The organism is Streptomyces sp. YS-3 (assembly GCF_045257485.1).
In the GTDB taxonomy this organism is placed as follows: domain Bacteria; phylum Actinomycetota; class Actinomycetes; order Streptomycetales; family Streptomycetaceae; genus Streptomyces.
The window spans coordinates 1-2,182 of the sequence record NZ_JBJHPC010000851.1 but is presented as its reverse complement, the minus strand read 5'-3'; the positions used below and the strand labels follow the sequence as shown (position 1 = coordinate 2,182).

Below are 2,182 nucleotides of genomic sequence, written 5' to 3'. Positions count from 1 at the left end.
CCACGGCCCCGCCCGTCACCACACCCGGCAGCAGGCGCTCCGCCGGACCCGGCTCGCCCCCGTCCGCCAGCCGGCCGAGCAGGGCCGTCGCCGCCGCCGTCTCCACCAGCGGGCCGGGCACCGCGTGGCGGCCCAGCTCCCGGTGGGCCATGGCCAGCTCCAGCGGCAGACGGCCCGCGCCCTCGTACGCCTCCGGCGCCGCCAGCGCGAACACCCCCGCCCCGGCCAGCCGCCGCCACAGCGCCCGGCCGGGGCCGTGGTCCCCGGCCGCCCAGGACCGTACGGCCTTCGGGGTGTCGCAAGCGGTCAGGAGCGCGTCCAGGGAGCGGGTGAAGTCGCGCTGCTCGGCGGTCGGCACGAACCTCATCGGGGGCGGCCCTTCGGGAGGCCGAGCAGGCGCTCGGCGACGATGTCGCGCTGGATCTCGTTGGTTCCGGCGTACACGGGCCCGGCCAGCGCGAAGACGTACCCCTCCGCCCAGCCGTCCGGGGCGTCCGCCAACTCGCCCTCCGGGCCCAGCAGTTCCAGTGCGCTCTCGTGCAGCGCGATGTCGTACTCGGACCAGAACAGCTTGTTCAGGCTCGACTCCGCGCCCATCTCCCCGCCCGCCGCGAAACGCGACGCGCCCGCGTAGGTGAACAGCTGGTACGCCCGCGCCCCGATCACCGCGTCCGCGACCCGGTCGCGCGTTCCCCGGTCCTCGCCCCGCTCGCGCCACAGCCGCACCAGCCGGTCGGCGGCGGCCAGGAAGCGGCCGGGGGAGCGCAGGGTGAGCCCGCGCTCGTTGCCGGTCGTGGACATCGCGATGCGCCAGCCCTGCCCCGGCTCCCCGATCACGTCCTCGTCGGGGACGAACACCTCGTCGAGGAAGAGCTCCGCGAACGCCGGCTTGCCGTCGAGCCTTCCGATCGGGCGGACGGTCACCCCCGGCGCCCGCAGGTCGAACATCAGATACGTCAGACCCCGGTGCGGCCGGGACGCCGCCGGGTCCGTACGGAAGATGCCGAACGCGCGGTCGGCGAACGCGGCCCGCGAGGACCACGTCTTCTGGCCCGACAGCAGCCAGCCCCCGTCGGTGCGCACGGCCCGCGACCGCAGCGCGGCGAGGTCCGAGCCCGCCTCCGGCTCGGACCAGGCCTGCGCCCAGACCACCGCCCCGCTCGCCATGTCCGGCAGCACCCGGGCGCGCTGCTCCTCGCTGCCGTGGTCGAAGAGGGTCGGCGCGAGCAGGCTGATGCCGTTCTGGGAGACCCGGCCGGGCGCGCCCGCCGCCCAGTACTCCTCCTCGAAGGCCAGCCACCGGAAGATGTCGGCGCCCCGGCCCCCGAACCGCTCGGGCCAGGAGACCGCCGACCACCGGTCCGCGGCCAGCTCGGCCTCCCACCGGCGGTGCGCGGCGAAGCCCTCGGCCGTCTCCAGGGACGGCAGCGGCGCGGCCGGCACATGCGCCGCGAGCCATTCGCGTGCCTCGGCGCGGAAGGCGTCCTCCCCGGCCGTGCGGTCCAAGTCCATTGCGGGGCCCGCCCCTTCGCCACCGACCGTTCCCTAACAAGTGTTTGGTAGGTTAGCCTGCGGGCGTGACCGACAACAAGGTTCCGTATGTGCCCGGACACGGCCTGCTCGCCGGCCGCACCGCCGTCGTCACCGCCGCCGCCGGCGCCGGGATCGGCGGCGCGACCGCCCGCCGCTTCCTGGAGGAGGGCGCGCGGGTGCTGCTCAGCGACGCGCACACGCGCAGGCTGGGGGAGACGGAGCGGGCCCTCGCCGCCGAGTTCGGCGCCGCGGCGGTGGCCGCGCTGCCCTGCGACGTCACCGACGAGGCCCAGGTGCGCGCCCTCTTCACCGAGGCCGTACGGCTCCACGGCCGCCTCGACGTCGTCGTCAACAACGCGGGCCTCGGCGGCACGGCCGACCTCGCCGACATGAGCGACGAGCAGTGGGACCGCGTCCTCGACGTCACCCTGACGGGCACCTTCCGCTGCACCAGGGCGGCCCTGCGCGCCTACCGGGCCGCCGGCCGCGGCGGTGTCGTCGTCAACAACGCGTCCGTGGCCGGCTGGCGCGCCCAGGCGGGCCAGGCCCACTACGCCGCAGCCAAGGCGGGCGTCATGGCGCTCACCCGCTGCGCCGCGATCGAGGCGGCGGCGTACGGGGTACGGGTCAACGCGGTCTCCCCCTCCCT

General features: G+C 76.2%; 3 protein-coding genes. 1 reads left to right on the top strand and 2 read right to left on the bottom strand.

The window, feature by feature from the left end:
- Together ACJA3G_RS35545 and ACJA3G_RS35540 are read right to left on the bottom strand one after the other, a co-directional pair.
- Positions 1-367, bottom strand: a 367-nt coding sequence (locus ACJA3G_RS35545) for an acyl-CoA dehydrogenase family protein (RefSeq protein ID WP_406557157.1), incomplete at its 3' end; no start/stop codon positions are given.
- Entirely contained in the window at positions 364-1,512 is a 1,149-nt protein-coding gene (locus ACJA3G_RS35540) for an acyl-CoA dehydrogenase family protein (protein ID WP_406557156.1), read from the bottom strand. The genes ACJA3G_RS35545 and ACJA3G_RS35540, both read right to left, overlap by 4 nt.
- A 65-nt stretch (positions 1,513-1,577) precedes the next feature.
- Here ACJA3G_RS35540 and ACJA3G_RS35535 point away from each other — a divergent pair.
- Positions 1,578-2,182 (top strand): SDR family NAD(P)-dependent oxidoreductase (locus tag ACJA3G_RS35535; protein ID WP_406557155.1); only part of this gene is annotated, 605 nt, incomplete at its 3' end.